Below are 26,454 nucleotides of genomic sequence, written 5' to 3'. Positions count from 1 at the left end.
GGTGACGGGGCGCGCAAGAAGGACGAAATGAACTTTCTACAGGACAGCCTCGAGGGCTTTCTCGCCCGCGAGCACCGCGTCGTCATCGTCGAGGTCAGTGCAACGAAAGGCTCCGCCCCGCGCGACACGGGCACCTTCATGCTGGTCGCGCCGACCGAGATCCACGGCACGATCGGCGGCGGCCAGCTCGAATATGTGGCGATCGAGAATGCCCGCAAGCTGCTGGCGGGCGCCGGCGGCGAGGCGAGCCTCGACATTCCCCTCGGCCCGGATATCGGCCAGTGTTGCGGCGGCCGCGTCGAACTGACCTTCACCGTCGCCGACGAGGCGGCCCGCAAGGCCCTCGATGCCCGGCTGAAGGAAGAGGAGCGGCGAAAGCCGCAGGTCTGGGTGTTCGGTGCCGGCCATGTCGGCCGGGCGCTCGCCGAGGCGCTGACCCTCCTGCCCCTCAAGGTCTTCGTCGTCGAGGCGCGCGAGAGCGAGCTCGACCAGCTTACCTCCGAGGTGCACCACCGGCTGGACGCCATGCCCGAATCGCTCGTCGCCGATATCCCGCCGGGCTCGGCGGTGGTCATCGTCACCCATGACCATGCGCTCGATTTCCTGATCGGCCGCGAGGCGCTGGCCCGCACGGACCTTGCCTATATCGGCATGGTCGGCTCGAAATCGAAGCGCGGCAGCTTCCTCCACTATCTGGAGGAAGAAGGTCTCGACCGCGCCGTGGCCGACCGGCTCATCCTGCCCATCGGCGGAACGGCGGTCGACGACAAGCGCCCGGAGGTCATCGCCGCGATGACGGCGGCCGAGGTGCTGCTCGCCTTCGCCGCATGGCGGGGCGAGACGGTTTAGCGACCGCTGCGCCCGTCGAGAAAACCGAGATCGCGCTTGATGTGATCGGACAGTTCCCGCGGATCGAGCCGCGGGCGGCGCTTCCTCGCGCCCGGGCGCAAGGCGATGGAGAGCTTATGCCAGAGGCCGGGCTTGCGGAATTGCAGGGCGCCCGCCTGTGCCGGGTCGGCGATGCATGTCATGGGAAAACCTCGTGAATTCGATCCATTGCTTGCAGGATGCGCGGAAAGATGATGGAATTCCAATCGAAGCTTCGTCTGTATGCATGAAGAGAACTTGGCCTTGAAGATGTCCCGCAACTTCCCGCTCAATGCGCTGCGCGTCTTCGACGCGGCGGCCCGGCATGCGAGCTTCACCCGCGCCGGCGACGAGCTGGGCATGACGCAGACGGCCGTCAGCTACCAGATCAAGCTGCTGGAGGAGACGCTCGGCGAGCCGCTGTTCCTGCGCCAGCCAAGGCAGGTCATCCTCAGCGAGGCGGGGGAACGCCTCGCGCCGAAGGTGGCCGAGGGGCTCGGCAAGCTCGCCGAGGCCGTCGCGGACCTGCGCGGCGCGACGGAGCAGAAGCTCTGCATCCACTCCACGCCCACCTTCGCCCTGCAATGGCTGAGCCGCACCGTCGGCGATTTCCAGCTCAGGCATCCGAACATCGCCGTCCGCCTCACCACCTCGCAGGACGTGATCGATTTCGCCAAGGAGGAGGCGGACGTCGCGATCCGCTGGGGCAAGGGCGACTGGCCCGGCCTTGCCAGCCACCGCGTCATGCGCATGAACTTCACGCCGATGCTGAGCCCGGCGCTCGCCGAGACCATCGGCGGCGTGAAGGAGCCGGCCGACCTCCTGAAGCTGCCGATCATCAGCGCGCGCGACATCTGGTGGCGCACCTGGTTTTCCGCCGCCGGCGTCGACAATCCCGATCTCGAACGCTTCCCGCCCAACGAGCTCGGCACGCAGACCATCGATGCACAGATCGCCATGGCCGGCCAGGGCGTCGCCGTCCTCAATCCCGGCCATTTCCGCATGGAAGTCGCCGCCGGCCAGCTCTTCCAGCCCTTCGCACTGACCTGCAACGACGGGCGGGACTATTGGCTCGCCTACCCGGAAAACCGCCGCAACATCCCGAAGATCAGGGCCTTCCGCGACTGGATCCTCGCGACCATGCCGCCGGAGGCATAGGCCGCCATCGGTCTTTGCTGCCGCAAGCCGTTGACTTGACGCGCGGGAAAATCTATTGCGTCTTACGCCAGTGTTCTGGCCGTAAGCGTCTAACGTCAAGCAACGCACAACGACCCTCGCCGGTCGGAGTGCGTTTTTCATGCGCCGTCGGACGAGGGAAAGCCTGGAGGAAACCATGGCTCCCCAATTCATGCGTACGGCCCCGCCGGGTCGGCTTCTGTTGCTGACGGCCATCCTGCTCGTCTCCTATCTCTGCGTCGCGATCTCGCTGCCCATCGTCCCCGTCTTCGTCACGGGCTCGCTTGGCCTCGGCAATGTCTGGGCCGGGCTCGGCGTCGGCAGCGCCTTCCTGTCCACGATCCTCACGCGCGCCCATGCCGGCCGGCTTGCCGATGGCCGCGGCGCCAAGACCGCCGTCGCGCGCGGCCTTGTCTTCTACATCGCGGGCGCGCTGGCTTCGCTCGCCGCCGGCCTCTTGCCCGGCCAGCCCCTCGCCGCCTTCGCCATTCTCCTCGCCGGCCGCCTGCTTCTCGGCCTCGGCGAAAGCCTCGTCGCCGTCGGCGTCATCGCCTGGGGCGTCGGCATCGTCGGCCCGGCCAATTCGGGCCGCGTGCTGGCGATGGTCGGCGCGGCGATGTACGGCGCGCTCGCCATCGGCGGGCCGCTCGGCCTTGCGCTGCTCCAGTCGGTCGGCTTTGCCGGGGCGATGACGATCAGCGCCCTCCTGCCGGCGCTCGGCCTGCTGGCCATCTGGCGCATCCCGGCCGTCGCACCTCATCCCGAACAGGAAAGGCCCTCGTTCCGCAGCGTGATCAACCGGATCTGGCTGCACGGCACGATCATCTGCCTGCAGGGCATCGGCTTTGCCGCCATCGGCGCGTTCTTCGCCCTCTATTTCCGCGACCAGCAATGGAGCCATGCCGGCCTCGGCCTCACGGCCTTCGGCAGCGGCTTCGTGCTGATGCGCATCTTCTTCGGCCACCTGCCGGACCGCATCGGCGGGCTGCCGGTGGCGATCGGCTCGCTCGCCGTCGAGGCCGTCGGCCAGATGCTCATCTGGAGCGCGAACGACCCCACGCTCGCCCTCGTCGGCGCGTTCCTCACCGGCATCGGCTGCTCGATGATCTTTCCCTCGCTCGGGCGGGAGGTCGTGCATCGCGTGCCGCCGCATCTGCGCGGCACGGCGCTCGGCGGCTTCTCGGCCTTCCAGGATGCAGCCTATGGCCTGACCGGCCCCTTTGCCGGGCTGCTCGCCGACCATGCCGGCTATGACAGCGTCTTCCTCATCGGCGGCATCGCGGCGGCGGCGGGCTTCGTGATCGCGCTGTCGCTCAGGCGCAAAAGCCTCGCGGCCGCCGCCTAGCAATCCACGGATGCATGAAGATCGCCCGCGCGGACAGCCTTCGCGCGGGCGGAAAACCGGCACCCGCCCTTTCTTCGCCCGCAAAGCTTGCACAATATGGCAACAGATGAGACACGCCCTCACCATCCCGTTCGAGCCAGCCGCAGAAGGAAGCCGACCGCCATGACCCAGACCCTGATCCGCGGACGCCTGCTCTCCTTCCTCCGCCGCCCGCAAGCCATCGACGATGCCGCAAGCTACCGCTACGAGGAGGACGGCGGCCTGCTGGTCGCCGACGGCAGGATCCTCGCCTCCGGCCCCTATGCCGCCGTGCGTGCCGAAGCTGCTGACGATGCAGAGGAGATCGACCACCGCCCCCATCTCATCCTGCCGGGGCTCATCGACACGCACCTGCATTTCCCGCAGATGCAGGTGATCGGCTCCTATGCCGCCAACCTGCTGGAATGGCTGAACACCTACACCTTCCCGGAGGAATGCCGCTTCGTCGAGAGTGAGCACGCCGCCCGCATCGCCCGCCATTTCTACGACGAGATGATCCGCCACGGCACGACGACGGCGGTCGCCTACTGTTCCGTGCACAAGGCCTCGGCCGACGCCTATTTCGCCGAGGCGCTGAAGCGCGGCATGCGCATGATCGGCGGCAAGGTGATGATGGACCGCAACGCTCCGCAGGGCCTGCTCGACACGCCCGAGATGGGCTATGACGAGACCCGCGCGGTGATCGCCGAATGGCACGGCAAGGGCCGCAACCATGTCGCCATCACCCCGCGCTTCGCCATCACCTCGACGCCGGCGCAGATGGAAATGACCGCCGCGCTCGCCCGCGAGTTCCCGGACCTGCACATCCAGACGCATCTTTCGGAGAACCACGACGAGATCCGCTTCACCGGCGAACTCTACCCGGACGCCATCGACTACACGGATGTCTATGCGAAATATGGCCTGCTCGGGCCGAAAAGCCTCTTCGGCCACTGCATCCATCTTTCCGAGCGCGAGGCGGATGCGATGAGCGAGGCGGGCGCGGTGGCGGTGCATTGCCCGACCTCCAACCTCTTCCTCGGTTCCGGCCTCTTCCCGCTGAAGAGCTTGTCGCGGCGGGAAAAGCCGGTGCGCATCGGCGTCGCCACCGATGTCGGCGGCGGCACGAGCTATTCCATGCTGAAGACGATGGACGAGGCCTACAAGATCCAGCAATTGCTCGGCGAGCGGCTGAACCCCTACGAGAGCTTCTATCACATGACCCTCGGCAATGCCGAAGCGCTCTCGCTGGCGGACCGCATCGGCACGCTGGAGGCCGGCACCGACGCCGATTTCGTGGTGCTCGACGCCGCCGCGACGCCGGCCATGGCGCTGAAGATGGAAGTGGTGCGCTCGCTCACCGACGAGCTCTTCCTGCTCCAGACCCTCGGCGACGACCGCGCCGTGCGCGAGACCTATGTGGCCGGCAGGCCGATGAAGGCGGTGCTTTGAGAAGAGCGGCCGGTAGCCCCCGCAATTCGCGGTTATTGCCGACAGGCAGGGCAGCGCCGCAGGTTCCCTTCTCCCCTCGGGGAGAAGGTGCCGGCAGGCGGATGAGGGGAACGCCGGAGGAGGGAAGAACGGCAGTCTTCAGCCGTGCATCCCCTCATCCGCCCCTTCGGGCCACCTTCTCCCCGAGGGGAGAAGGAAAGGTGCGGCGCCGTCACCTCTATGCGATGGCCCTGCCCCGCAAGCGATCAAGGCTGTTCGATGATGAACGGCGTGTCGAAGAAGTATTCTTCCAGATTGACGCCGCCGCCGAGGCGGTCGACGACGATGAAGTCGCTGGTGGCGCCGACCGTCATCAGCGGGTGGTGCCAGACGTTGCGGCGGTAGTTCACGCCCTGCCGCCCGCCGGCGCGGAACACCTGCGGCCGGCCCGGCCGGCCGCCCTCGTCCTGCGCCACGATCACCAGCCAGGGCCGGTCGTCGATCGGCGAGAAGCTCTGGCTGCCGAAGGGATGGCGCTCCATCATGTCGACGGCATAGGGGAAGCTCCGCGGGCTGCCGCGGAAGATGTTGATGATGACCTTCGCATCCTCGCCGACGGCTTCGGCCTCGGCGAGCGCATGGTAGCGCTCGGTGTTGCCGCCGTTGATATGGCGCATGGCGGCGGGATCGGCCTCGATCACCGTGCCGAAAGGGGCGAAGGCTTCACGGGTCAGCGGGCGGATCGTCAGTCTCTCAGCCATCGGACAGCCCTCCCGGGGAGAGGAAGGGCGGTCGTGGGTCGTCGGGCATTTTCAATCTCCGGGGAGCAGAGCAGTCAATCTCAGGAGCGCGATGCGCTCCACCTGGGTCTTCGCGGTCTCGAATTCCACATCGGCGGTGTTGCCGATGCGGGCCTCGAAGGCGGCGAGGATATCGTCCTTCGTCAGCCCCTTCACGGCGATGATGAAGGGAAAGTCGAATTTTTCCGTATAGGCCGTGTTGAGCTCGGTAAAGCGGGCATGCTCGGCCGGGCTCAGCCGGTCGAGGCCGGCGCCGGCCTGTTCCTTGCGGCTGTCCTCGGTGAGCCCGCCGGCAATCGCCAGTTTGCCGGCAAGGTCCGGGTGGGCCTGGAGCACGCCGAGCTGTTCGGCATGGCTCGCCTTGCGGAAGGCACCGGTCAGCGCGGCATGCACGCCCTTGGCGGTCAGCGGCAGCGACACCGCGCCCGCATCGAGCGCCCGCTCGGCGATGAAGGGCGAGTGCTCGAAGACGCCGCCGAACCGGTCGAGGAAATCGGCACGGTCGATCATGCGCCCTTGCCCTTCGACGGATGGTGATGCTCGATCCAGTGGCGCGCGATATCGATGCGGCGCGGGATCCAGACCTTTTCATGGCCGAGCACGTAGTCGACGAAGCGGGCGAGCGCGGCGACACGGCCCGGGCGGCCGACGAGGCGGCAGTGCAGGCCGATATTCAGCATCTTCGGGCTGCCGTCCTGGCCTTCCTGGTAGAGCACGTCGAAGGCGTCCTTCAGGTAGTTGAAGAACTGGTCGCCGGCATTGAAGCCCTGCGGCGTCGCGAAACGCATGTCGTTCGTTTCGAGCGTGTAGGGAATGATGAGGAAGGGCTCGCCGTCGACGCCCGGCACCCAGTAGGGCAGGTCATCGGCGTAGGAATCGGAGGAATAGACGAAGCCGCCCTCCTCCATCACCAGCCGCAGCGTGTTGGACGACGGCTTGCCCTGGTACATGCCGAGCGGGTGCGAGCCGGTCAGCTCCTTGTGCAGGCGCACGGCCTCGCGGATGTGCTCGCGCTCCTGCTCCTCGGAGAAGTCCTTGTATTCCAGCCAGCGATAGCCGTGGCTGGCGATCTCCCAGCCGGCTTCCTTCATGGCCGCGACGGCTTCCGGATTGCGCGCCATGGCAAGCGTCACGCCGTAGACGGTCGTGGTGACGTTACGGCTGGTGAAGAGCCGGTGCAGGCGCCAGAAGCCGGCGCGCGAGCCGTATTCGTAGATCGATTCCATGTTGAGGTTGCGCTGCCCCTGCCAGGGCTGCGCGCCGACGATTTCCGACAGCAGGCATTCCGAAGACGGATCGCCGTCGAGGATGCAGCTCTCGCCGCCCTCCTCGTAGTTCACCACGAACTGCACGGCGATATTCGCATCGCCCGGCCAGCGCACCTGCGGCGGGTTGCGGCCGTAGCCGATCAGGTCGCGCGCATAGGTCTTGTCGGTCATTCGCTCACCTCGAAATTGGGCCTACCGTAGCACCGGACGGCGGAAAGTCGAATTGAATCTGGTGCATAACCCCATGAAGAGGAACCATTACCGCCTTGGCCCGTTTCCTGTCCATGACAACCAAGGAGAAACACTTATGGCCATGCAGGATGCAAATATTCGCGAAACCCAGGATCTCATCGCCAGCGACAAGGTCGAGGGCACGAGCGTCTACGGCGCCGACGGCAAACATATCGGCTCGGTGGAACGCCTGATCCTCGACAAGCGGAGCGGCCACGTTTCCTATGCCGTCCTCAGCTTCGGCGGGTTCCTCGGCATCGGCCAGGATCATTACCCCCTGCCCTGGGCCAAGCTCAGCTATGACGAGGGCCTCGGCGGCTACCGCGTCGACCTGACCAAGGAACAGGTGGAAAACGCCCCGCATTACGAGAGCGATGCCGAATATGACTGGAACCGCCGCAACGGCAAGGTCATCCACGACTATTACGGCGTTCCGCCCTACTGGATGTAAAACGGTCTATACCCGCCCGGCTTCGTCGAAGTGTGCCGGGACGGTGAACGAGGGCGGCACGTCGAGCGTGCCGCCCTCGATTTCGTTGAGCACCGCGCGGGCGAGCCTGTGCGCGATACCGAAGCTCACCTTGAAGCCGCCCGCCATGAGGCTGACATTGCGGTGATCCGGGTGCCGCCCGACCATCGGGTTCGGCCCCACCGCCCGCGGCCGAAGCCCCGCCCAGCGCTCCACGACCGGCGCGTCGGCAAGGAGCGGCGCCATCGCCCGCGCTCTTTCGATCAGCGTGTCGAGCAGGCCATCCGTGCCGTGGGGATCGGCGAACGCATTCTCGCTGGTGCTGCCGATGGCGACCAGCCCGTCCTCATGCGGAACGATATAGAGGCCGTCGGCGAAGATCACCGGCAGCGCCGGATCGAGATCTGCCTTCAGCAACGCCGCCTGCCCCTTCACCGCGCTGCCGGCCGGCCTGGCGAGTTTCGGGCCGAGCGGCGTCAGGAGATCGAAGGTCTGCACGCCGGCCGCCAGCACGCAGGTGCCGAAGGCAAGACTGGTCCCGTCGTCGAGATGCGCCCGGCCGGCCGCCGGATCGAGCGCCGCAAGGCCGATTCCCTCGCGGATGGCGACATTCGCCATGCGGCCGAGCGCGGCCTTGAGGGCGACGAGCAGGAGGCGCGGCGCGACGCGCGCGGCAAGGCGGTCGTGCACGATGCCGTAGGGCATCGCCTCCGCCGACGGCCAGCCGGAAACCGGCGCCGCATCCAACACCTCGAAGGCGAAGGACCGGTCGGGCGTGCGCCAGGCGGAAAGCGCATCCTGCGCATGGCCGAGGGCACGCTCGCGATTATGGGGTTTTTGCAGCGGCATGAGACGGCCGGAGCGGCGATAGCCGGTGGAAAGCCCGGTCTCGGCCTCGAGGGCCGCGATCTCCCCCTCCAGCGAGACGAGCGCATCGAACTGGAAGGCCTTCTTGGCATTCCACCTGTCGGGCAGGTGCGCCATCAGCGCGCCGAGCACACCGCCGCTCGCCCCCGCGCCGATCCGCCTCTTCTCTATGAGTGCGACCGAGAGCCCTTCGCGGGCGGCCAGAAGGGCGGTCCACAGGCCCATCACCCCGCCGCCGACGACGAGGAGGTCCACGCCCGGTTGACCGGCGGCCTTCACGCGACTATCGGCATTCGCCATGGCTGACCACAATCCTGAGAACACGACCGGGACCGATGCGGTCCTCGACTGGCACGAGGGCGATATGCCCTATTCCCGTGCCTTTGACGATCACTTTTATTGCCGCAGCGACGGGCGGCTGGAATGCGGCCATGTCTTCCTTTCCGGCAATGACCTGCCCCACCGCTGGCAGCGCCGGGAGCCGTTCCGCATCGCCGAGCTCGGCTTCGGCACCGGCCTCAACCTGTGCGAGACGTGGCGGCAATGGCGCGAGACCGCGCCGGAGGGCGCAAGCCTCCACTTCACCTCCTTCGAGCGCTTCCCGATGGCCCGCGCCGATATCGACCGCGCCCTTTCGCACTGGCCGGAAATCGAACGGGAACGCGCGATCCTCACCGAAAAATGGCCCGACGCCCCCGAGGGCCGCGTCGAGATCGAGCTCGAACCCCGCATGCGCCTCACCGTCGTCTGCGGCGCGGCGCTCGACAGCCTATCGGAGGAGAAAATCCCTTTCGACGCCTGGTATCTCGACGGTTTCGCGCCCTCGCGCAATCCGGACATGTGGTCGGCGGAGCTGATGGCGGAGGTCTTCCGGCTGACGGTTCCGGGCGGGCGCTTCGGCACCTATGCCGCCGCCGGTTTCGTGCGACGCAATCTCGCCGCCGCGGGCTTCACCGTGGAACGCCGGCCGGGCTTTGCGGGAAAGCGCGAAATGCTGTGCGGGGAAAAGCCGGCCGCCTGAAGATCAGTGCAGCGTGCCCTTTGCTGCGGGCGCGATGCCGCGCTTCAGCCAGCGGTCGAGCTTTTCATCCAGCTTCTCGACGCTGATCGGCTTGGTCAGATAGTCGTCCATGCCGGCGGCAAGGCAGTCCTCGCGGTCGCCATCGAGCACATGGGCGGTGACGGCGACGATGGGCACGCGATGACCGGTGCCGCTTTCGAGCTCGCGGATCGCCCGGCTCGCCTGCAGGCCGTTCATCACCGGCATGGAAATGTCCATCAGGATCATGCCGGGCCGGCTGGCGCGGAAGACCTCCACCGCCTCCTCGCCGTTCTCGACCAGCCGGAAGCGAAGGCCGGAAGCGAGCAGCATCTGGGTGAAGAGGATCTGGTTGACCTCGTTGTCCTCGGCCACCAGCACGTCCAGCACCCCGTCCCCAATCGGCGCGGCCTGCGGGGCGACCTGCGGGCGCAGCGGCAACACCTTGCCTGCTGCGGCGGTAGGCGCCGTTTTCGCCCGCGCCGCGCGCAGCACCTCGAACACCGTCTCGCGCAGAAGATCGGCGCGAACGGGCTTCATCAGATGGGCCTCGACCTGCTGCGAGGAGAGGAGCTGGTCCTCGGCGGAGAGGTTCATGGAGGTCAGGACGATCACGGCGATATCCGCCGTCGGCGCGCTGTCGCGCAGCGCCCGCACGAAGCCGGGCGAGCGCTCCGGCTGATAGTCTAAAAGGATCGCGTCCACCGCCACACCCATGTCCGAGGCCGCCGCGAGCACCGCCAGCGCCTCGACCTCGGAAGCGACCGCCGTGGCGTCGTATCCCCAGTCGAGCAGCATGTCATAGGCCGCCTTGCGGGAAAGCGCGTGGGCATCGACGACGAGGATGCGCCCGTCGGGCGCCTTTGCCGGCGTGATCCGGGCGGGCAATGCGGAAACGGCAAGCGCCATCGGCAGGCGCACCGTGAAGACGGAACCCCGCCCGACCTCGCTCACCACGTCCAGCGTACCGCCGAAAAGCCGCGTCAGCCCGTCCGTGATGGCAAGGCCGAGGCCCGTGCCCTCGTGCCGCCGGGTCGAGGAGGCGTCAACCTGCGAGAACTTCTCGAAGATCGATTCCATCTTCTCCGTCGGAATGCCCGCGCCGGTATCCTCGACGCGAACGACGATCTCCACGCCGCTTTCCGTGGTTTGCGAGGAAAGATCGATGAGCACATGGCCGCGGTCGGTGAACTTGACGGCATTGCCGACGAGATTGGTGACGATCTGCCGGAAGCGCCCGGCATCGCCCATCACCGCCGCCGGCATGTTGGCTGCGCCGCGCACGACGAGCTCGACATCCTTCTCCGCCGCCTTGGCCGAAAGGAGCGTCGCCACGTCCTCGATCGCCTCCACCGGATTGAAGGCGACGTCGCGCAGCGTCATCTGGCCGGCATCGATCCGGGAGAAGTCGAGGATGTCGTTGATGATCGTCAGAAGCGCGTTGCCGGACTTCACCATGATGTCGATGAAGGTCTTCTGGCGCGTGTCGAGGTTCGACTTGGCAAGCAGCTCCGCCATGCCGAGCACGCCGTTCATGGGCGTGCGGATCTCATGGCTCATATTGGCGAGGAATTCGGACTTGGCCTTGTCGGCAAGCTCGGCGCGCATGACGAGCCGGCGCAGCTCCTCCTCACGGCTCTTGAGGTCCGTGATGTCGGAGAAGACCATGACGAAACGGCCACGATCCGTCGGCGTCACATCGAGGCGCAGCCATCGCCCGCGTCCGCTATACATGATCAGCGATACCGGCTCGCCGGAAAAGAAGATCGCGCCGAATTCGTGTGCCTCGACATGCCGTTCGTCGACGGACCCGGTCGCGCCGCGCTCGATGCAATCGTCCAGCAGGTCCGCGACCGGCGTGCCCGGCTGCAGCAGGCGCTCCGGCACGGCGACCATGCGGGACAGCGTCTCGTTGGACAACACCACCTTGCCGTCCTCGACGACGAGCAGGCCCTGGCTCATCGAGGAGACCGCGTCCTTGAGCAGGCTGCCGGTCTCCTCCAGCGCGCTGCGGGCTTCCAGCACCTCGCGCTCGCGCTCGCGCCGCTCGGTGATGTCGATATAGGTCAGCAGGCATCGGCCGCCGGAAATTGCGCAGCCGGCCTCGATCACCGTCCGCCCGTTGGCATAGGTGACTTCCCGAACGGGCGTCTCGCCCGCGCGCATATCCGCAAGGCACGCTCCGTAGCCCTCGGCGGAGGGACCCTCGTCATCGCAAATCCCGCCCTGCGCCTGCTGGAACAGCAGGAGATCGCCGAGCGGCCGCCCCCGCATCATCGGCAGCGCGCCGTCCCACAGTTCTTCGAACGCGCCGTTCACCAGTTCCACGACATCGGTCGCATCGACCACGACGATGCCGACAGGAATGGATTCCACGATGCTTTCCAGATCGACCCGCGCTGCTTCCGCCTGGCGCTGGGCCTCGATGAGCTGGTCCTCGCGCTTCTTCAGCACCGTCGTGTCGGTGATCGAGCCGATCAGGTAGTTCTTGTCGTCGAGCGTCGTGACCCGGTAGAGGCGCGAGATCGTCGGCAGGACCGTGCCGTCGGCGCGGATATATTCGATCTCGCTTTCGACCAGCTCGCCGGTATCGAGCACGAACTGGTTCTGCCGGTGGAACTCCTCGCCCTGTTCGGGATACATGTCGAGCGTGCTGAGGCCGAGCAGCTCTTCCGGCTGGCGCCCCGTCATTTCGACATAGGCGCGGTTGGCGAAGATCATGCGCTGGTTCTCGTCGCGCATGAAGCTTGCGACCGGCAGCTCGTCGAGCAGCGCGCGGTAGAGACTGATCTCCTGCGAATGCTGCCGAAGCCGGCCTTCGTTTTCCTTGAGCGCGGTGACGTCGAGGCGCAGCGCGACAAGCATGCCATCCGGCCGGCGCTGCGTGACGAGGCGGATCCAGCCGCCGGAAAGGCGCGCGACGGATTCGTGAAGCGGCAGGTCATAGGCGGCAAGCCGCGCCGCGATCCAGCGCTCGCGCTCGACCGCCTCCGCCTGCCCGACCTCGACGTCGTGCAACGCCTCGGTGAGGGTCGCGAGGCTGACGGCGCCGTCCGCACTGTCGCCGACCAGCGTCCGGTAGAATTCCCGCATGCTGCTGTTGGCGTAGCCGAGGCGGTTGTCGGGGGAGAAGACCGCAACGCCCGCCCCCATCGCATCGAGCGCGCCCTCGACATGCTCGCCGGCGCGCGCCGGCGCCCGCTCGGCTTCTCCATTGGCATTCGCGGCGCAGCGGATCGCCGCCGCCAGCACGTCGGCGGACGGCGTGAACAATCCCACAAGGATGGAGAGCGCCGCCGAAAGCCGCTCGCGCTTCAGCGCGATGTCGAAGCTGCCGTCGCCGAAGGGGTGGATATAGCGGGCACGCTCGGGATTGCCGAAGATCAGGCAGCGCCGTTCCGGGTCGTCGCGGTCGTCATGTCCCGGCGCATCGCCGATCTCATCGGTGCGAAGGCCGATCATCTCCTCCGGCAGACGGCCGAAAAGGCGGGCATAGGCGTCGTTCACCGCGAGATAGCGCAGTTCGCTGCTCTTGACATATGCGGGATGCGGGTGCGCGCGAACGCGCGCACAGGCCGCCACCAGCAATTCGTCTTGAGATTCAGCCACGCCAAGAACTCCCCGAAGCGGCACGGAAGGAGGGATTCATACCTCCCGGGGAGTATCACCAATCCTTGAACGGATGGTTAACCCTTCGTTGCCGGAATTGCCGGGGCGTCCCGGTTTCCGTCAGGTCTCGAACATGATCGAGCGGACGCTGGCGATCAGCTTTTCCGTCGGCAGGTTGGAGAAGTTCTTGTCGATCTCCACGACCGTCAGCGCGCGCGCCTTGTCAGAAAGCCTGCCGCGCAGATCGCCGAGCGTCTGCGGCGCGGCGCAGAGCACGAGCCGGTCGAACGCGCCTTCGGCGGCATAGTCGTCGATCCGCCCGGCGATCTCGGCGGTGAATTTCTGCTGCTCCTCGCGCACCGGGTCGCTCGAATATTCCATGGAGGACCGGCCGGGGCCGACCGAGGAATGGCTGCGGCCCGGCTTGTCGGCCATGATGTCCTGAGCCTTCTTCGGTTCCCAGCGAAAGACCTCCTGCTCCGGGCTCTGCTGGCCCTCCTTCAGCAGGTTCACGCCCTTGAGCAGGCGGGCCTGATTGCCGTCTGCGGCGAGGATCCAGGTCGTAGCGGTCATTTCTCACTCCCCTAGCAAGGTTCACGGAAACGCAGATGGTACTGCGCGAGGGAGCATCCGACAGGATTGTGGCAGGATGCGTATTGGTCCAACGCAACGCGCGCGGGCATGTTCCGCCATCCGCGACGGGCAAGCATTCCGGCCGCCGACATGCCGGTTCGGGCGAGGAACGCGCATCCGGCATTTCGCACATGCGAAAGTAGCGCTTGACTTTTCACCGCGAAACAACGACATGAGACCCCGAGCGTCGCCCTTCGGCCGCCGCGTGAGCGAGCCCAGCGATTTCCCGAGCACGGGACGCGAGAAGGAGAAGCGCAGGAGAATGGTCCGCCGGATAGCGGCGGAAGACTGCGCAGACGCAAATCCAACCCACAAGTTCCCAATTCACGCGGGGTTCTTGACGCCAGACGAAACCGGATCGCATGGTGCGTTCCGGCCCGAGGCGGTTCCGCAAGAGATGGCGCATTGCGCCCGGAACCGGATTCGGAAAGTCGCCTGGCGCCCCGAAAGGTATTGCTTTGACAACTTTCCACGACCTCGGTCTCTCGAAGACCATCGTCGCCACCCTCTCCGCGCTCGGCTTCGAAAAGGCGACACCGATCCAGGAAAAGGCCATTCCGCTGGTCCTCGAAGGCTCTGACCTCATCGGTCTCGCCCAGACCGGCACCGGCAAGACGGCCGCCTTCGGCCTGCCGATGATCGAGAAGCTTCTCGCTGACGCCCGCCGTCCCGACCCGCGCAACATCCGCGCCCTCATCCTTGCTCCGACCCGCGAACTGGTGAACCAGATCGCCGACAACCTGCGTGACTTCGTGAAGAAGACGCCGCTGCGCGTCGTCACCGTCGTCGGCGGCGCTTCCATCAACAAGCAGTCGGAAATGCTGAACCGCGGCACCGACATCCTCGTCGCAACCCCGGGCCGCCTGCTCGACCTCGTCGCCCGCAAGTCCGTGACGCTGACGCAGGCCCGCTACCTCGTGCTCGACGAGGCCGACCAGATGCTCGACCTCGGCTTCATCCACGACCTGCGCAAGATTTCGAAAATGGTGCCGAAGAACCGCCAGACGCTGCTCTTCTCGGCCACCATGCCCAAGCTGATCGCCGAGCTTGCCGGCGAATATCTGTCGAACCCGAAGAAGGTCGAGGTCACCCCGCCCGGCAAGGCCGCCGACAAGGTGGAACAGTACGTGCACTTCGTGCCCGGCAAGGACCAGAAGACGCAGATCCTCAAGCAGACGCTCACCGACAATCCGGACGGCCTGTCGCTCGTCTTCTCGCGCACCAAGCACGGCGCGGAAAAGCTGATGAAGCATCTCGACCATGTCGGCTTCAAGGCTGCCTCGATCCACGGCAACAAGAGCCAGGGCCAGCGCGAGCGCGCCCTCAAGGCCTTCCGTGACGGCGAGATCCGCGTGCTGGTCGCCACCGACGTCGCCGCCCGCGGCATCGACATCCCGGGCGTCACCCATGTCTACAACTACGACCTGCCGGAAGTGCCGGACGCCTACGTCCACCGCATCGGCCGCACGGCCCGCAACGGTCGCGACGGCATCGCCATCGCCTTCTGCGCCCCGGACGAAGCGCATCTCCTGCGCGATATCGAGCGGCTGATGGGCATCAAGATCGCCGTCGCCAGCGGCGAAGCCCCGGCCGAAGTCAGCACGGCAGGCCCCGGCGGCAAGTCCCGCAAGGGCCGCAACAGCCGCGGCGGCGGCCAGCGCTCGGGCAATGGCAACGGCCGCGCCGCGAACCGCCCGGCACGCCAGCCCTTCGGTGACGGCGCGCAGGCGGAAGCCGGTGCCCCCGCCGGCGCCAAGCGCCCGCAGCACGGCCGCCCGGCCCAGAAGCAGGGCGACCGCCAGAACCGCAACCACGGCGGCAACGGCCAGCCCGGTCGCCCGCAGCGCAGCGGAAAGCCGCGCCGCCCGGAAGGCCAGCGCCGCGAACAGGCGTGAGCCCGTCACGGTATCGAATGCGGAAACGGCGGGCTTCGGCCCGCCGTTTTTGTTTGTAGGAAGGTTGCGGGAACCGCCCTCTCACTCCGCCGGCGCGACGTCCTTGCGGTTCGTGAGATAGACCCCCACCACCACGATGGCCGTCCCGAGGATCATCGGAACCGTCAGCTCCTCGCCGAAGACGGCGGCGGCCTGCAGGGCGGCGATGGGCGGGACGAGGTAGATGAGCGAGGCGGCGCGGGAGACCTGGCCGCGGCGCAGCAGATAGAGCAGCAGCAGGATCGCCCCCACGGAAATGCCGAGCACCGACCAGGCGAGCAGCGCGACGAAGGCCAAGCCGAAATCGACATGCAGGTTTTCCAGGGCGAGCGCGAAGGGGACGGTGACGACCAGCGCGCCCACATATTGCAGCGTCGCGATGGTGCGGATGTCACCGGTATGCAGGTGCTGCTTCTGGTAGATCGTGCCATAGGTGACGGCCGCCATGCCCAGCATGTTGACGACGATGGCGAAGGCCGGGATCTCCGCCGCGCTTTGGCCGAAGAACTTCGGCAGGACGGCGATCAGCACCCCGAGAAAACCGAGACAGATTCCGAGCTTCTGCATCGTGCCCAGCCTTTCCCCGATGAAGAAGGGCGCCGCCAGCGCCGTCATCAGCGGCTGGAGGGCGGCGATGATCGAGGAGAGCGCCGCCGGCACGCCCTGGCCGATCGCCCACCAGACCGTGCCGAGATAGATGCCGTGCAGGAAGGCGCCGGAGACGATGGCGTGCAGGACGGTGCGCATGTCGCGCGGCCATGCGGCCCCCGAAACGAGACAGAGCACGGTGAACAGGACGGCTGCCGTCACATAGCGGATGCTGAGGAAGGTCAGCGGCTCGGAGACGATGGCGCCGAACTTGGCGACGACCCAGCCGGTGGACCAGAGCAGGACGAAGATGGCCGGAGCCAGGCGGTCGAGGGACATGGGCTTTCCGCGAAGGGGACAATCGGTGCGCGAGCGATAGGCATCGCGCCGGTGATGGTCAAAGGAATTTCCTTGATGCTTAGGTTCAGGGAAAAGCGGAGCGAACAGTCTTTCGGCACCTGCCCATGTTTTCGGCAGGCATGGATCCCCCGGATGCGCTTCGCCGGACGGCTTACCGGTAGAAACCGTCGCGATGGCCGGTTTTATACGCCTCAAAGCGGTATGAGAATTCTTGATCGCTAATTGAGCATGGTTCTTGCATTGCCGGGAATGTTGTACTCAAATGACAAAAAATGGGGAACACGCCTTTGGCATTTGATGAAATGATGAACGCGGACTCCGGTGCGCGGCAGCCATACCAGAACTACCATGAATGGTACGAAGCACAGGATCGGGCCCGCCTGATCGCCAAATCGAGGGACGCCGAGAACCTCTTCCGCAAAACCGGCATCACCTTCGCGGTCTACGGGCACGCCGACAGTTCCGAAAAGCTCATCCCCTTCGACATCATACCGCGCATCATCTCCGGCCGGGAATGGCGCAAGCTCGCCCAGGGCATCGAGCAGCGGGTCATCGCCCTCAACGCCTTCCTCGATGACATCTACCACAAGCAGGAGATCATCAAGGCGGGCCGCATCCCGCGCGAGCTGATCGAGCGCAACGAGGCGTTCCTGCCGCAGATGATCGGCTTCAAGCCGCCGGGCGGCGTCTATACCCACATCGTCGGCACCGACATCGTGCGCACCGGCGAAGACCAGTTCTACGTGCTGGAGGACAATGCCCGCACCCCCTCCGGCGTCAGCTACATGCTGGAGAACCGGGAAACCATGATGCAGATGTTCCCGGAGCTGTTCCACCTCAACAAGGTGCGCCCGGTCGAGGACTATCCGAAACTGCTGCGCCAGAGCCTTGCTTCCCTCGCCCCGCCCGGCTGTTCCGGCAAGCCGCGTGTCGCGGTGCTGACGCCCGGCATCTTCAACTCCGCCTATTACGAGCACGCCTTCCTCGCCGACATGATGGGCGTGGAGCTGGTGGAAGGCTCGGACCTGCGCGTCGTCGACGGCAAGGTGAAGATGCGCACCACCCGCGGCTACGAGGCCATCGACGTGCTCTACCGCCGCGTCGACGACGACTTCCTCGATCCCATGACTTTCCGGCCGGATTCCGCGCTCGGCATCCCCGGCATCATGGACGTCTACAAGGCCGGCAACATCACCATCGCCAACGCCCCCGGCACCGGTATTTCCGACGACAAGGCGATCTATTCCTACATGCCCGAGATCGTCGAGTTCTATACCGGCCGCAAGGCGATCCTGGAGAACGTGCCGACATGGCGCTGCTCGGAGGAGGACAGCCTGAAATACGTGCTGGAGCACCTGAGCGAACTCGTCGTCAAGGAAGTGCACGGCTCGGGCGGCTACGGCATGCTCGTCGGCCCGACCGCCACGAAGAAGGAATGCGCGGCCTTCGCCGAGAAGCTGAAGGCCCGGCCGGCGAACTACATCGCCCAGCCGACGCTCTCCCTCTCCACCGTGCCGATTCTCGTCAACAAGGGCATCGCGCCCCGGCATGTCGACCTTCGGCCCTATGTGCTGGTTTCCGACAAGGTGCAGATCATTCCCGGCGGGCTGACCCGCGTGGCGCTGAAGGAAGGCTCGCTGGTGGTCAATTCCAGCCAGGGCGGCGGCACGAAGGACACCTGGGTTCTGGAGGACTGAGCCGATGCTGGGAAGAACTGCAAACGGCCTCTACTGGATGTTCCGCTACATCGAGCGGGGCGAGAACATCGCCCGCCTCATCGACGCGGGCCTGCGCATGGCGCTGACGCGCTCCGGCTCCTCCGACGAGGACTGGGACGGCGTCCTGCAAAGCGCCGGGGTGCGAGAGGATTTCGACGCCGCGCACGACAAGCTGACGAGCGCCGACGCCATCGACTACCTGCTGCGCGACCGGACGAACCCGTCGAGCGTGATGTCCTGCATCGAGGCGGCGCGCAACAATGCCCGCATGGTGCGCACGGCGCTGACCCGCGAGACCTGGGAAGCGACCAACGAATGCTGGATCGAGCTGAAGCAGGTTCTCGCCAAGCGAGCCAAGCCGGCCGACATGCCGTCGATCATCGACACGATCAAGCGCAGCACCGGCCTCATCCGCGGCGCCTTCCACGGCACGATGCTGCGCGACGACATCTATAATTTCTCGCGCATCGGCGCCTTCATCGAACGCGCCGACAACACGGCGCGCATTCTCGACGTAAAATACTACGTGCTGTTGCCGGCCATCGCCAAGGTCGGCTCCTCGCTCGACAACAAGCAATGGGAATCGATCCTGCGCTCCGTCTCGGCGCACCGCTCCTATAGCTGGGTCTATGACGGGGACTATTCGCCCGCCAATATCGCCGACTACCTGATCCTCAACGACCGCATGCCGCGCTCGCTCGCCTATAACTATGACAAGATCGTCAGCAATCTCGGCTATCTGGCCAAGCTCTACGGCGAGAACCATGCGGCGCACGAGACGGCATCCTCGACGCTCATGCTGCTGAGAAGCCGCAGCATGGACGACATCATGGAACAGGGCCTGCACGAATTCATCGAGGAATTCATCGTGCACAACAACCGCCTCGGAGAGGAAATCTCCGAGGCCTATCGTTTCTATCGCTAGGGCTGGGGACGCGGATGCGACTGAAGATCAGCCATACGACCGAATACCGCTACGACGATCCGGTACAATATTCCCTGCAGCGCCTGCGGCTGACGCCGAAGAGCCAGCCGGGCCAGATCGTGCGCGAATGGAAGACCACCGTCGACGGCGCCCATGTCGAGGCGGGCTATACCGACCATTTCGGCAATCATGTCGACCTCGTCAGCACCAATGCCGAACAGGTGATGATCCGCATCGTCGCCGAGGGCGAGGTGGAGACCGAGGACCGCGCGGGCGTCTTCGGCCCGCATCAGGGCTTCGTGCCGCTCTGGCTCTATCTGCGCGAAACGCCGCTCACCCGGCCCGGCAAGCTGATCCGCGACTTGGCCAGGGCCTCGAGCGGCGAGAACGAACTGGCGCGCATGCACGACCTGATGGCGATGCTGCACGAGGCCGTCGCCTACAGGCCGGGCGAGACCGCGCCGGACACCACGGCCGAGCAGGCGCTGGAAAAGAAGCAGGGCGTCTGCCAGGATCACGCCCACATTTTCCTCTCGGCGGCCCGCCATCTCGGGCTTCCGGCACGCTACGTCTCCGGCTACCTTCTGATGGACGAGCCCGACCAGACGGCAAGCCACGCCTGGGCGGAGGTGCATCTGCCGGGCCTCGGCTGGGTGGGCTTCGACGCGGCGAACAAGGTCTGCCCGGACGCGCGCTATGTCCGCCTTTCGACGGGCCTCGACTACAAGGACGCCGCCCCCGTTTCCGGCATGGTCCTCGGCAAGGCGGCGGAAACGATGGATGTTTCCATCACCGTCGCGCCGGTGGCAAGCCAGAGCCAGTCGCAAAGCCAGAGCTGAGGCGGCGGCCGCATGGCCACCGCCTCCTTTCGGCTTGGAGTTTGTCCTGTCGGGAAAACCGGGTTCCACTTTTCCTGACAAGCTCTAGCGGGATGCCGTCTGGAGCAGGCGGCAGAGCTTGACCAGCGCCGCGTCATAGCCACCGCTGGTGACGCCGCGGCAACGCTTGACGAGCTGCATGCGTTCGCTCTCGGGCATTCGCGCGAATTCGCGCATTACGCTCCGGTCGCCCGGGGTCAGGCTGCCGCCCGTGCCGATGCCGATATTCGCATCGAGCAGGCTGCCGCCGAGGACGTTCGCATCGACCTTCGCCCCGAGCGTGCCGACCCCGGCACGGACATTCGCGTCGACCAGGCCTTTCGTTCCGCCAACCGTCGCCGTCGTGCGGGCGTTCACGCCGCCGCTGCCGCCGACGGATGCGGTCGTCGTGGCATCGACCAAGCCGCGGGAACCACCCACCGAAGCATTGACGCCGGCATTGACACCTTTCGACCCGCCGACGCTTGCGCCGACATTCGCGCTCGCCAATCCCTTGCTGCCGCCGAGGGAGGCGCCGAGGCCGGCACTTATGCCGCCGACGCTGACGCCGACCCCAAGGCCTCTTCCCCTCCCGTCCTGCGCGAGCCCGTCGAGCGGCGCCGCAAGAACCATCGCGGCAAGCGCGATCGACAGCTTGGGGAACGACATTGCACGTGATGATGCTGTGAACATGGGAACCTCCAATCAGCGCCCGGCCCGGGATTGGGCCGGCATCTCGAAACGGAAGGTTGAGCGTTTGCCGATTGTTCCCGCATCGCGGCAGCAGGCCTTCATCAAGGCAAATGAAGGGTTTCACAGGGTATCGTATCGAAACAGTCCGGGCGCGATCCGAAGAACGCGCCCGGGAAAAAACGACGATCGTCCGCCGGCTCAGGCGAGCGTATAGGCCGTCTTCACGGTCGTGTAGAACTCGTTGGCGTACTTGCCCTGCTCGCGCGAACCGTAGGACGAGCCCTTGCGGCCGCCGAAAGGCACATGGAAGTCGACGCCCGCCGTCGGCAGGTTGACCATGACCATGCCGGCCTCGGCATTGCGCTTGAAGTGGGTGGCGTGCTTGAGGCTCGTCGTCGCGATGCCCGAGGAAAGGCCGAACGGGGTATCGTTGGCGATGGCCAGCGCTTCCTCGTAGTCCTTGACGCGGATGACCGCGGCGACCGGGCCGAAGATCTCCTCGCGCGAGATGCGCATGTCGTTCGTCGCCTCGGTGAAGAGCGCGGGCGAAAGATAGAAGCCGGGCGTGTCCCGCTTGAGGGGTTCGCCGCCGAAGGCGAGCTTCGCGCCTTCCTTTTGACCGATCTCGATATAATCGGTGTCCTGCTTCAGCTGGCTCTGGTCGACGACCGGGCCGATATGGGTGCCGGCCTTCAGCGCGTCGTCCACCACCACGCTCTTCAGCCGCTCGCCGACGGCCGCGACGAAGCGGTCATGGATGCCTTCCGTCACGATGACGCGCGAGGAGGCCGTGCAGCGCTGGCCGGTGGAGAAGAAGGCCGAATTGACGGCGGCTTCCACCGCGACGGTGAGGTCCGCGTCGTCGAGCACGACGAAGGGGTTCTTGCCGCCCATTTCGAGCTGGTACTTGCGGTTATGCTCGACGGAGGCGGCGGCGACGCGCTTGCCCGTGCCGGTGGAGCCGGTAAAGGTGATGGCATGGACATCGGGGCTGTCGAGCATCGTCTGGCCGACGACGGAGCCCTTGCCCATGACGAGGTTGAGCACACCCTTCGGCAGGCCGGCGCGCACGAGGATGTCGACGATGGCCCAGGAGCAGCCCGGCACCAGCTCGGCCGGCTTGAAGACGACCGTGTTGCCGTAGCAGAGCGCCGGCGCGATCTTCCAGGCGGGAATGGCGATGGGGAAGTTCCACGGCGTGATGATGCCGACGACGCCGACCGGCTCGCGGGTAATCTCGACGCCGATATTCGGGCGGACGGACGGCAGCGTCTCGCCGGCAAGGCGAAGGCACTCGCCCGCGAAGAAATCGAAGATTTGGCCGGCGCGCACCGTCTCGCCAATGCCCTCGGCCAGCGTCTTGCCCTCCTCGCGCGAAAGCAGCCGGCCGAGCTCGTCCTTGCGGGCGATGATCTCGTCGGCGGTCTTCCTCAGGATCGCGTGGCGCTCCAGGATGCCGGAACGCGACCAGGCCGGGAAGGCCGCCTTGGCGGCGGCGATCGCCACCTTCGTGTCCTCGGCGGAGGCACGGGCATATTCGCCCACCACGTCGTCGGTGTTGGACGGATTGACGTTCTTGATAGCCTCGGAGCCGACCCATTCGCCGGCAATCAGGTTCTGATGGATGGTCATGGGCTCGACAAGCCTCCTGTCTGTCATGATGCGGCCCGATAAAACCGGGCCGCGACCGGAATTACAATTGGCGAATGACGATTTCCTCTTCCGCGGCGACCGCCAGCGGATTGCGCAGCGACAGGCCGAAGCCTTCCGCGCCGATCTCGAACACGTCGCCCTCTTCCGTGCGGATGCCGTCGCCGAAGGACAGCGTCGCCGTGCCGAACATGTGCACATGCACGTCGCCCGGCGAACGGAACAGGCCGTACTTGAAATGATGGTATTCGAGATTGGCGAAAGTATGCGACATGTTCGCCTCACCCGAGACGAACGGCTTTTCCCACAGCACCTTGCCGCCGCGCAGGATGCGCGAGAAGCCGCGGATATCCTCCGGCGCGGCACCGACGCGGATTTCCGGGCCGAAGCTTGCCTGCCGCAGCTTGGAATGGGCGAGGTAGAGATAGTTGATCCGCTCCGTCACATGGTCGGAGAATTCGTTCGACACGGCAAAGCCGATGCGGAAGGGCGAACCATCCGCGGCGATGACGTAGATGCCGGCCATTTCCGGCTCCTCGCCGCCGTCGAGCGCGAAGGAGGGCGAGGTCAGCGCCGCGCCGGGGGCGATGGCCTGCGTGCCGTTGCCCTTGTAGAACCATTCGGGCTGCACGCCCTTTTCGCCGGCCTTCGGCTTGCCGTTCTCGAGGCCCATGCGGAACATCTTCATCGAGTCCGTCAGCGTCTCCTCGGCGGCTTCCGCCGTCTTCTTGTGCATGGAATCGCGCGTGGCGGCGGAGCCGAGATGGGTAAGGCCCGTGCCGGTCAGGTGGAGATGCGCGGCGTCGGGATGGGTGATCGGCGGCAGCAGCCGGCCTTCGGCATAGGCCGCTTCGAGATCGATCTCCTCGCCGAGGCCCTTGGCGTCGATGACGGCCTTCAGCGACTTGCCGCCATTGGCCGCTTCCATGGCCAGCGCGTGCACGCTCGCCGCGCCCTTCACCGCGCGGCCCTTGCCGCCCTCCTCGCGCACGACCACGGTGATCGAGCCATCGGCATTTCCAACCTGCGATATCAGCATCTTCGTTTCCTTCCTGAAGCCGGCAGCACGCCGCGCTCCGCACGCGCGGCGGACGAACGTCCCCGCTCTGGCCGCGCCGGCGGCCGGTCAAATAAGCTTGCGATGGGGCGGCTGGCAGGTTTCCCGGTCAGCCCTTGTTCTTGTTGTAGACGTCGAAGAACACGGCGGCGAGCAGCACCAGACCCTTGATGAGCTGCTGGTAGTCGATGCCGATGCCCATGATCGACATGCCGTTGTTCATCACACCCATGATGAAGGCGCCGATGACCGCGCCGGTGATCTTGCCGACGCCGCCCGAGGCCGAGGCGCCGCCGATGAAGCAGGCCGCGATGACGTCGAGCTCGAAGCCGACGCCGGCCTTCGGCGTCGCCGAATTGAGGCGGGCCGCGATGATCATGCCGGCCAGCGCGGCGAGCGCGCCCATGTTGACGAAGGTGTAGAAGGTCAGCCGTTCGGTATTGATGCCCGAGAGCTTGGCCGCCTTCTCGTTGCCGCCCATCGCATAGATGCGCCGGCCGATCGTCGTGCGCGTCGTCACGAACGTATAGAGCGCGATCAGGAGGCCCATGACGACCAGCACGTTCGGCAGGCCGCGATAGGTCGAGAGCTGGAAGCCGAGGAAGATCGCCACGGCCCCGATGACGAGCATCTGGATCGCGAAGAAGGCGAAGGGCTCGTTCTCGGTCTCGTGCAGGACGTTCATGCGCCGCTCGCGCAGGCCCGCATAGACCGCATAGGCGACGAGCGCCAGCACCGCGATGAGCGCGACATAGTTCTTGACGAGGCTGGTCGCCGGATCGGTGATCGACAGGAAGTCCGGCACGAAGCCCGTGGAGAGGATCTGGAACTCCTTCGGGAACGGGCCGACCGGGCGGCCGCCGAGCACGACATAGGTCATGCCGCGGAAGACGAGCATGCCGGCCAGCGTCACGATGAAGGACGGGATCTTCTGATAGGCGACCCAGTAGCCCTGCGCCGCGCCCATGACCGCGCCGACGAGGATGCAAAGCGGCACGACGACGATGGCCGGCAGCCCCCATTTCACCAGCATGATCGCCGATATGGCGCCGATGAAGGCGACGATGGAGCCGACCGACAGGTCGATATGCCCCGCCACGATGATCAGCAGCATGCCCAGCGCCATGATGACGATGAACGAGTTCTGCAGCACCAGGTTGGTGATGTTGACCGGGCGGAAGAGTACCCCGTTGGTGATGACCTGGAAGAAGATCATGATGACGACCAGCGCGACGAGCAGGCCGTATTCGCGGATGTTCTTCCTGAGATAGTCCCCCACCGAAGGCTGGGTTCTCTGGGTCGCGGTGTCGGTGGCCATTAGTGTTTCTCCCCGGAGCGCATGATGGCGCGCATGATGGATTCCTGGCTTGCTTCCGCCTTGGAAAGCTCGGCCACGATGCGTCCTTCGTTCATGACATAGATGCGATCGCAGGTCCCGAGCAGTTCCGGCATCTCCGACGAGATCATCAGGATGCCCTTGCCCTCGGCGGCAAGCTGGTTGATGATGGTATAGATTTCGAACTTCGCGCCGACATCGATGCCGCGCGTCGGCTCGTCGAGGATCAGCACGTCAGGATCGGTGAAGAGCCATTTCGACAGCACCACCTTCTGCTGGTTGCCGCCCGAAAGGTTGACTGCTTCCTGATAGATCGAATGCGAACGGATGCGCAGCTTCTGGCGGTAGCCGGAGGCGACCTTGGCTTCCTGGTGCGTATCGATCACCGTCCCCTTGGAAACGCCCTTGAGGTTGGCGAGCGTCGTGTTGTGCATGATGTTGTCGATCAGCACGAGGCCGAGCTGCTTGCGGTCTTCCGTGACATAGGCAAGGCCGGCGTCGATCGCCTTCGGGATCGTGCTGACGTCGACGGGCTTGCCGCGCATGGCGACGTCGCCGGTGATCTTGTGGCCCCAGCTCCTGCCGAAGAGGCTCATCGCCGTCTCGGTGCGCCCTGCCCCCATGAGGCCGGCAATGCCGACCACCTCGCCGGCGCGCACCGTGAAGCTCACGTCGTGCAGGAACTGCCGGTCGCGGTGGTGCTGGTGGAAGACGTTCCAGTTCTTCACCTCCAGCAGCGTCTCGCCGATCTTCGGCTCGCGCGGCGGATAGCGGTCTTCCATCTCGCGGCCGACCATGCCCTTGATGATGCGGTCTTCCGAAATGTCCTCGTTGTGGCAGTCCAGCGTTTCCACCGTGCCGCCGTCGCGCAGGATGGTGATCTGGTCGGCGACCTTTTTGATCTCGTTCAGCTTGTGCGAGATGATGATCGAGGTGAGGCCCTGCGTGCGGAATTCCATGAGCAGCTTGAGGAGCGCGTCGGAATCCTTCTCGTTGAGCGAGGCCGTCGGCTCATCCAAGATGAGCAGGCGCACCTTCTTCGACAGCGCCTTGGCGATCTCGACGAGCTGCTGCTTGCCGACGCCGATATCGGTGATCAGCGTGCCCGGCGGCTCCTTGAGGCCGACCTTGTCGAGCAGTTCCTGCGTGCGGCGGAACGCCTGCTTCCAGTCGATGATGCCGTTGGTCGCGACCTCGTTGCCGAGGAAGATGTTTTCCGCGATCGACAGGAGCGGCACCAGCGCCAGCTCCTGGTGGATGATGATGATGCCCAGATGCTCGCTGTCGGAGATCGTGGAGAAGCGGCGAACCTCGCCGTCGAAATGGATTTCGCCCTCGTAGGAGCCGGCGGGATAGACGCCGCTCAACACTTTCATGAGGGTGGACTTGCCGGCGCCATTCTCGCCCACGAGGGCATGGATTTCGCCTTCGCGGACCTTCAGGTTGACGTTGTCGAGCGCTTTCACGCCCGGGAACGTCTTCGTGATGCCACGCATTTCCAGAAGGGTCTTGCTCATTTACCAGTTTCCAGCGGCCGTTCGCCACCTCGCGGCGGCGAAAGCGAGCCTATTCGCTCTGCGATC

23 protein-coding genes are annotated in these 26,454 nt (G+C 65.9%); 10 read left to right on the top strand and 13 right to left on the bottom strand.

Translation table 11 applies throughout. The features are described 5' to 3' along the window. Nucleotides 1-27: 27 nt before the first annotated feature. A complete protein-coding gene (xdhC, locus tag DSD28_RS13530) occupies nucleotides 28-849 on the top strand; it encodes a xanthine dehydrogenase accessory protein XdhC (RefSeq protein WP_119256938.1) in 822 nt (273 codons plus the stop codon). Here the strand turns inward: xdhC and DSD28_RS13525 are convergent. After that, the gene (locus DSD28_RS13525) at nucleotides 846-1,031 is read right to left on the bottom strand and encodes a hypothetical protein (RefSeq protein WP_119256937.1); all 186 of its coding nucleotides are present in this window, start codon (nucleotides 1,029-1,031) and stop codon (nucleotides 846-848) included. The two genes, xdhC and DSD28_RS13525, sit on opposite strands and share 4 nt — an antisense overlap. Before the next feature lie 79 nt (nucleotides 1,032-1,110). Here DSD28_RS13525 and DSD28_RS13520 point away from each other — a divergent pair, with 79 nt between their 5' ends. The 3 genes from DSD28_RS13520 to guaD all read left to right on the top strand — a co-directional run bounded on the left by DSD28_RS13520 (nucleotide 1,111) and on the right by guaD (nucleotide 4,858). After that, a complete protein-coding gene (locus DSD28_RS13520) occupies nucleotides 1,111-2,025 on the top strand; it encodes a LysR substrate-binding domain-containing protein (protein WP_119256936.1) in 915 nt (304 codons plus the stop codon). Nucleotides 2,026-2,200: 175 nt separating this feature from the next. After that, nucleotides 2,201-3,388 (top strand): arabinose transporter, encoded by a 1,188-nt coding sequence (locus DSD28_RS13515; RefSeq protein ID WP_119256935.1) that lies wholly within the window; start codon nucleotides 2,201-2,203, stop codon nucleotides 3,386-3,388. Nucleotides 3,389-3,550: 162 nt separating this feature from the next. Beyond that, nucleotides 3,551-4,858 carry a guanine deaminase gene (gene guaD / locus DSD28_RS13510; protein WP_119256934.1) on the top strand — a complete coding sequence of 436 codons (1,308 nt, stop codon included), beginning with the start codon at nucleotides 3,551-3,553 and terminating at the stop codon, nucleotides 4,856-4,858. A gap of 245 nt (nucleotides 4,859-5,103) precedes the next feature. On the opposite strand, the gene DSD28_RS13505 is transcribed toward guaD, so the two are convergent. From DSD28_RS13505 to puuE, 3 genes are read right to left on the bottom strand one after another with little or no spacing between them, the layout of a single operon-like run. Beyond that, the gene (locus DSD28_RS13505; protein WP_119256933.1) at nucleotides 5,104-5,598 is read right to left on the bottom strand and encodes an ureidoglycolate lyase; all 495 of its coding nucleotides are present in this window, start codon (nucleotides 5,596-5,598) and stop codon (nucleotides 5,104-5,106) included. 51 nt (nucleotides 5,599-5,649) lie between these two features. Further along, a complete protein-coding gene (gene uraD, locus DSD28_RS13500; protein WP_119256932.1) occupies nucleotides 5,650-6,147 on the bottom strand; it encodes a 2-oxo-4-hydroxy-4-carboxy-5-ureidoimidazoline decarboxylase in 498 nt (165 codons plus the stop codon). Continuing rightward, nucleotides 6,144-7,076, bottom strand: coding sequence for an allantoinase PuuE (puuE, locus tag DSD28_RS13495; protein ID WP_119256931.1), 933 nt, complete (start codon nucleotides 7,074-7,076; stop codon nucleotides 6,144-6,146). The genes uraD and puuE overlap by 4 nt, the downstream gene beginning before the upstream one ends. 136 nt (nucleotides 7,077-7,212) lie before the next feature. Here puuE and DSD28_RS13490 point away from each other — a divergent pair, with 136 nt between their 5' ends. Further along, entirely contained in the window at nucleotides 7,213-7,587 is a 375-nt protein-coding gene (locus tag DSD28_RS13490; protein WP_119256930.1) for a PRC-barrel domain-containing protein, read from the top strand. 6 nt (nucleotides 7,588-7,593) lie between these two features. On the opposite strand, the gene DSD28_RS13485 is transcribed toward DSD28_RS13490, so the two are convergent. Next, on the bottom strand, nucleotides 7,594-8,772 hold the full coding sequence (locus tag DSD28_RS13485) for an NAD(P)/FAD-dependent oxidoreductase (protein ID WP_119256929.1): 1,179 nt from the start codon (nucleotides 8,770-8,772) through the stop codon (nucleotides 7,594-7,596). On the opposite strand from DSD28_RS13485, the gene mnmD reads away from it, so the two are divergent. Beyond that, nucleotides 8,771-9,493 (top strand): tRNA (5-methylaminomethyl-2-thiouridine)(34)-methyltransferase MnmD, encoded by a 723-nt coding sequence (gene mnmD, locus DSD28_RS13480; protein WP_119256928.1) that lies wholly within the window; start codon nucleotides 8,771-8,773, stop codon nucleotides 9,491-9,493. The genes DSD28_RS13485 and mnmD overlap by 2 nt on opposite strands. Nucleotides 9,494-9,496: 3 nt before the next feature. On the opposite strand, the gene DSD28_RS13475 is transcribed toward mnmD, so the two are convergent. Both DSD28_RS13475 and DSD28_RS13470 read right to left on the bottom strand, forming a co-directional pair. Further along, nucleotides 9,497-13,120, bottom strand: a complete 3,624-nt coding sequence (locus tag DSD28_RS13475) for a PAS-domain containing protein (protein ID WP_162911393.1) — start codon at nucleotides 13,118-13,120, stop codon at nucleotides 9,497-9,499. Between the two features lie 120 nt (nucleotides 13,121-13,240). Next, the gene (locus DSD28_RS13470; protein ID WP_119256926.1) at nucleotides 13,241-13,693 is read right to left on the bottom strand and encodes a host attachment protein; all 453 of its coding nucleotides are present in this window, start codon (nucleotides 13,691-13,693) and stop codon (nucleotides 13,241-13,243) included. Nucleotides 13,694-14,211: 518 nt separating this feature from the next. Here DSD28_RS13470 and DSD28_RS13465 point away from each other — a divergent pair. Further along, nucleotides 14,212-15,648 (top strand): DEAD/DEAH box helicase, encoded by a 1,437-nt coding sequence (locus DSD28_RS13465; protein WP_119256925.1) that lies wholly within the window; start codon nucleotides 14,212-14,214, stop codon nucleotides 15,646-15,648. Nucleotides 15,649-15,729: 81 nt separating this feature from the next. Here DSD28_RS13465 and DSD28_RS13460 read toward each other — a convergent pair whose 3' ends face one another. Further along, nucleotides 15,730-16,614: a DMT family transporter gene (locus tag DSD28_RS13460; RefSeq protein ID WP_119256924.1), complete on the bottom strand. Its 885-nt coding sequence runs from the start codon at nucleotides 16,612-16,614 to the stop codon at nucleotides 15,730-15,732. Nucleotides 16,615-16,937: 323 nt separating this feature from the next. Between DSD28_RS13460 and DSD28_RS13455 the strand changes: the two genes are divergently transcribed. From DSD28_RS13455 to DSD28_RS13445, 3 genes are read left to right on the top strand one after another with little or no spacing between them, the layout of a single operon-like run. After that, nucleotides 16,938-18,332: a circularly permuted type 2 ATP-grasp protein gene (locus DSD28_RS13455; RefSeq protein ID WP_205536208.1), complete on the top strand. Its 1,395-nt coding sequence runs from the start codon at nucleotides 16,938-16,940 to the stop codon at nucleotides 18,330-18,332. Between the two features lie 4 nt (nucleotides 18,333-18,336). After that, complete coding sequence (locus tag DSD28_RS13450; protein WP_119256922.1) at nucleotides 18,337-19,278, top strand: alpha-E domain-containing protein; 942 nt, start codon at nucleotides 18,337-18,339, stop codon at nucleotides 19,276-19,278. Nucleotides 19,279-19,292: 14 nt separating this feature from the next. Further along, nucleotides 19,293-20,117, top strand: coding sequence for a transglutaminase family protein (locus DSD28_RS13445; RefSeq protein WP_119256921.1), 825 nt, complete (start codon nucleotides 19,293-19,295; stop codon nucleotides 20,115-20,117). Nucleotides 20,118-20,201: 84 nt separating this feature from the next. Here the strand turns inward: DSD28_RS13445 and DSD28_RS13440 are convergent, their stop codons facing one another. The 5 genes from DSD28_RS13440 to mmsA form a co-directional block, all read right to left on the bottom strand. Then, nucleotides 20,202-20,828, bottom strand: a complete 627-nt coding sequence (locus tag DSD28_RS13440; RefSeq protein WP_245424830.1) for a hypothetical protein — start codon at nucleotides 20,826-20,828, stop codon at nucleotides 20,202-20,204. Nucleotides 20,829-21,026: 198 nt separating this feature from the next. Next, a complete protein-coding gene (locus DSD28_RS13435; RefSeq protein ID WP_119256919.1) occupies nucleotides 21,027-22,460 on the bottom strand; it encodes an aldehyde dehydrogenase family protein in 1,434 nt (477 codons plus the stop codon). A gap of 61 nt (nucleotides 22,461-22,521) precedes the next feature. Next, nucleotides 22,522-23,517, bottom strand: coding sequence for an AraD1 family protein (araD1, locus tag DSD28_RS13430; RefSeq protein ID WP_119256918.1), 996 nt, complete (start codon nucleotides 23,515-23,517; stop codon nucleotides 22,522-22,524). A gap of 127 nt (nucleotides 23,518-23,644) precedes the next feature. Then, nucleotides 23,645-24,853, bottom strand: a complete 1,209-nt coding sequence (gene mmsB / locus DSD28_RS13425; RefSeq protein ID WP_119256917.1) for a multiple monosaccharide ABC transporter permease — start codon at nucleotides 24,851-24,853, stop codon at nucleotides 23,645-23,647. Next, complete coding sequence (gene mmsA / locus DSD28_RS13420) at nucleotides 24,853-26,388, bottom strand: multiple monosaccharide ABC transporter ATP-binding protein (protein ID WP_119256916.1); 1,536 nt, start codon at nucleotides 26,386-26,388, stop codon at nucleotides 24,853-24,855. The genes mmsB and mmsA overlap by 1 nt, the downstream gene beginning before the upstream one ends. Nucleotides 26,389-26,454 lie beyond the last annotated feature (66 nt).

Origin of the sequence: Shinella zoogloeoides, from assembly GCF_003574625.1 — a bacterium.
GTDB classification, from domain to species: Bacteria; Pseudomonadota; Alphaproteobacteria; order Rhizobiales; family Rhizobiaceae; genus Shinella; species Shinella zoogloeoides_A.
The sequence above is the reverse complement of the archived record's forward strand: the minus strand, read 5'-3'. Positions and strand labels throughout refer to the sequence as shown.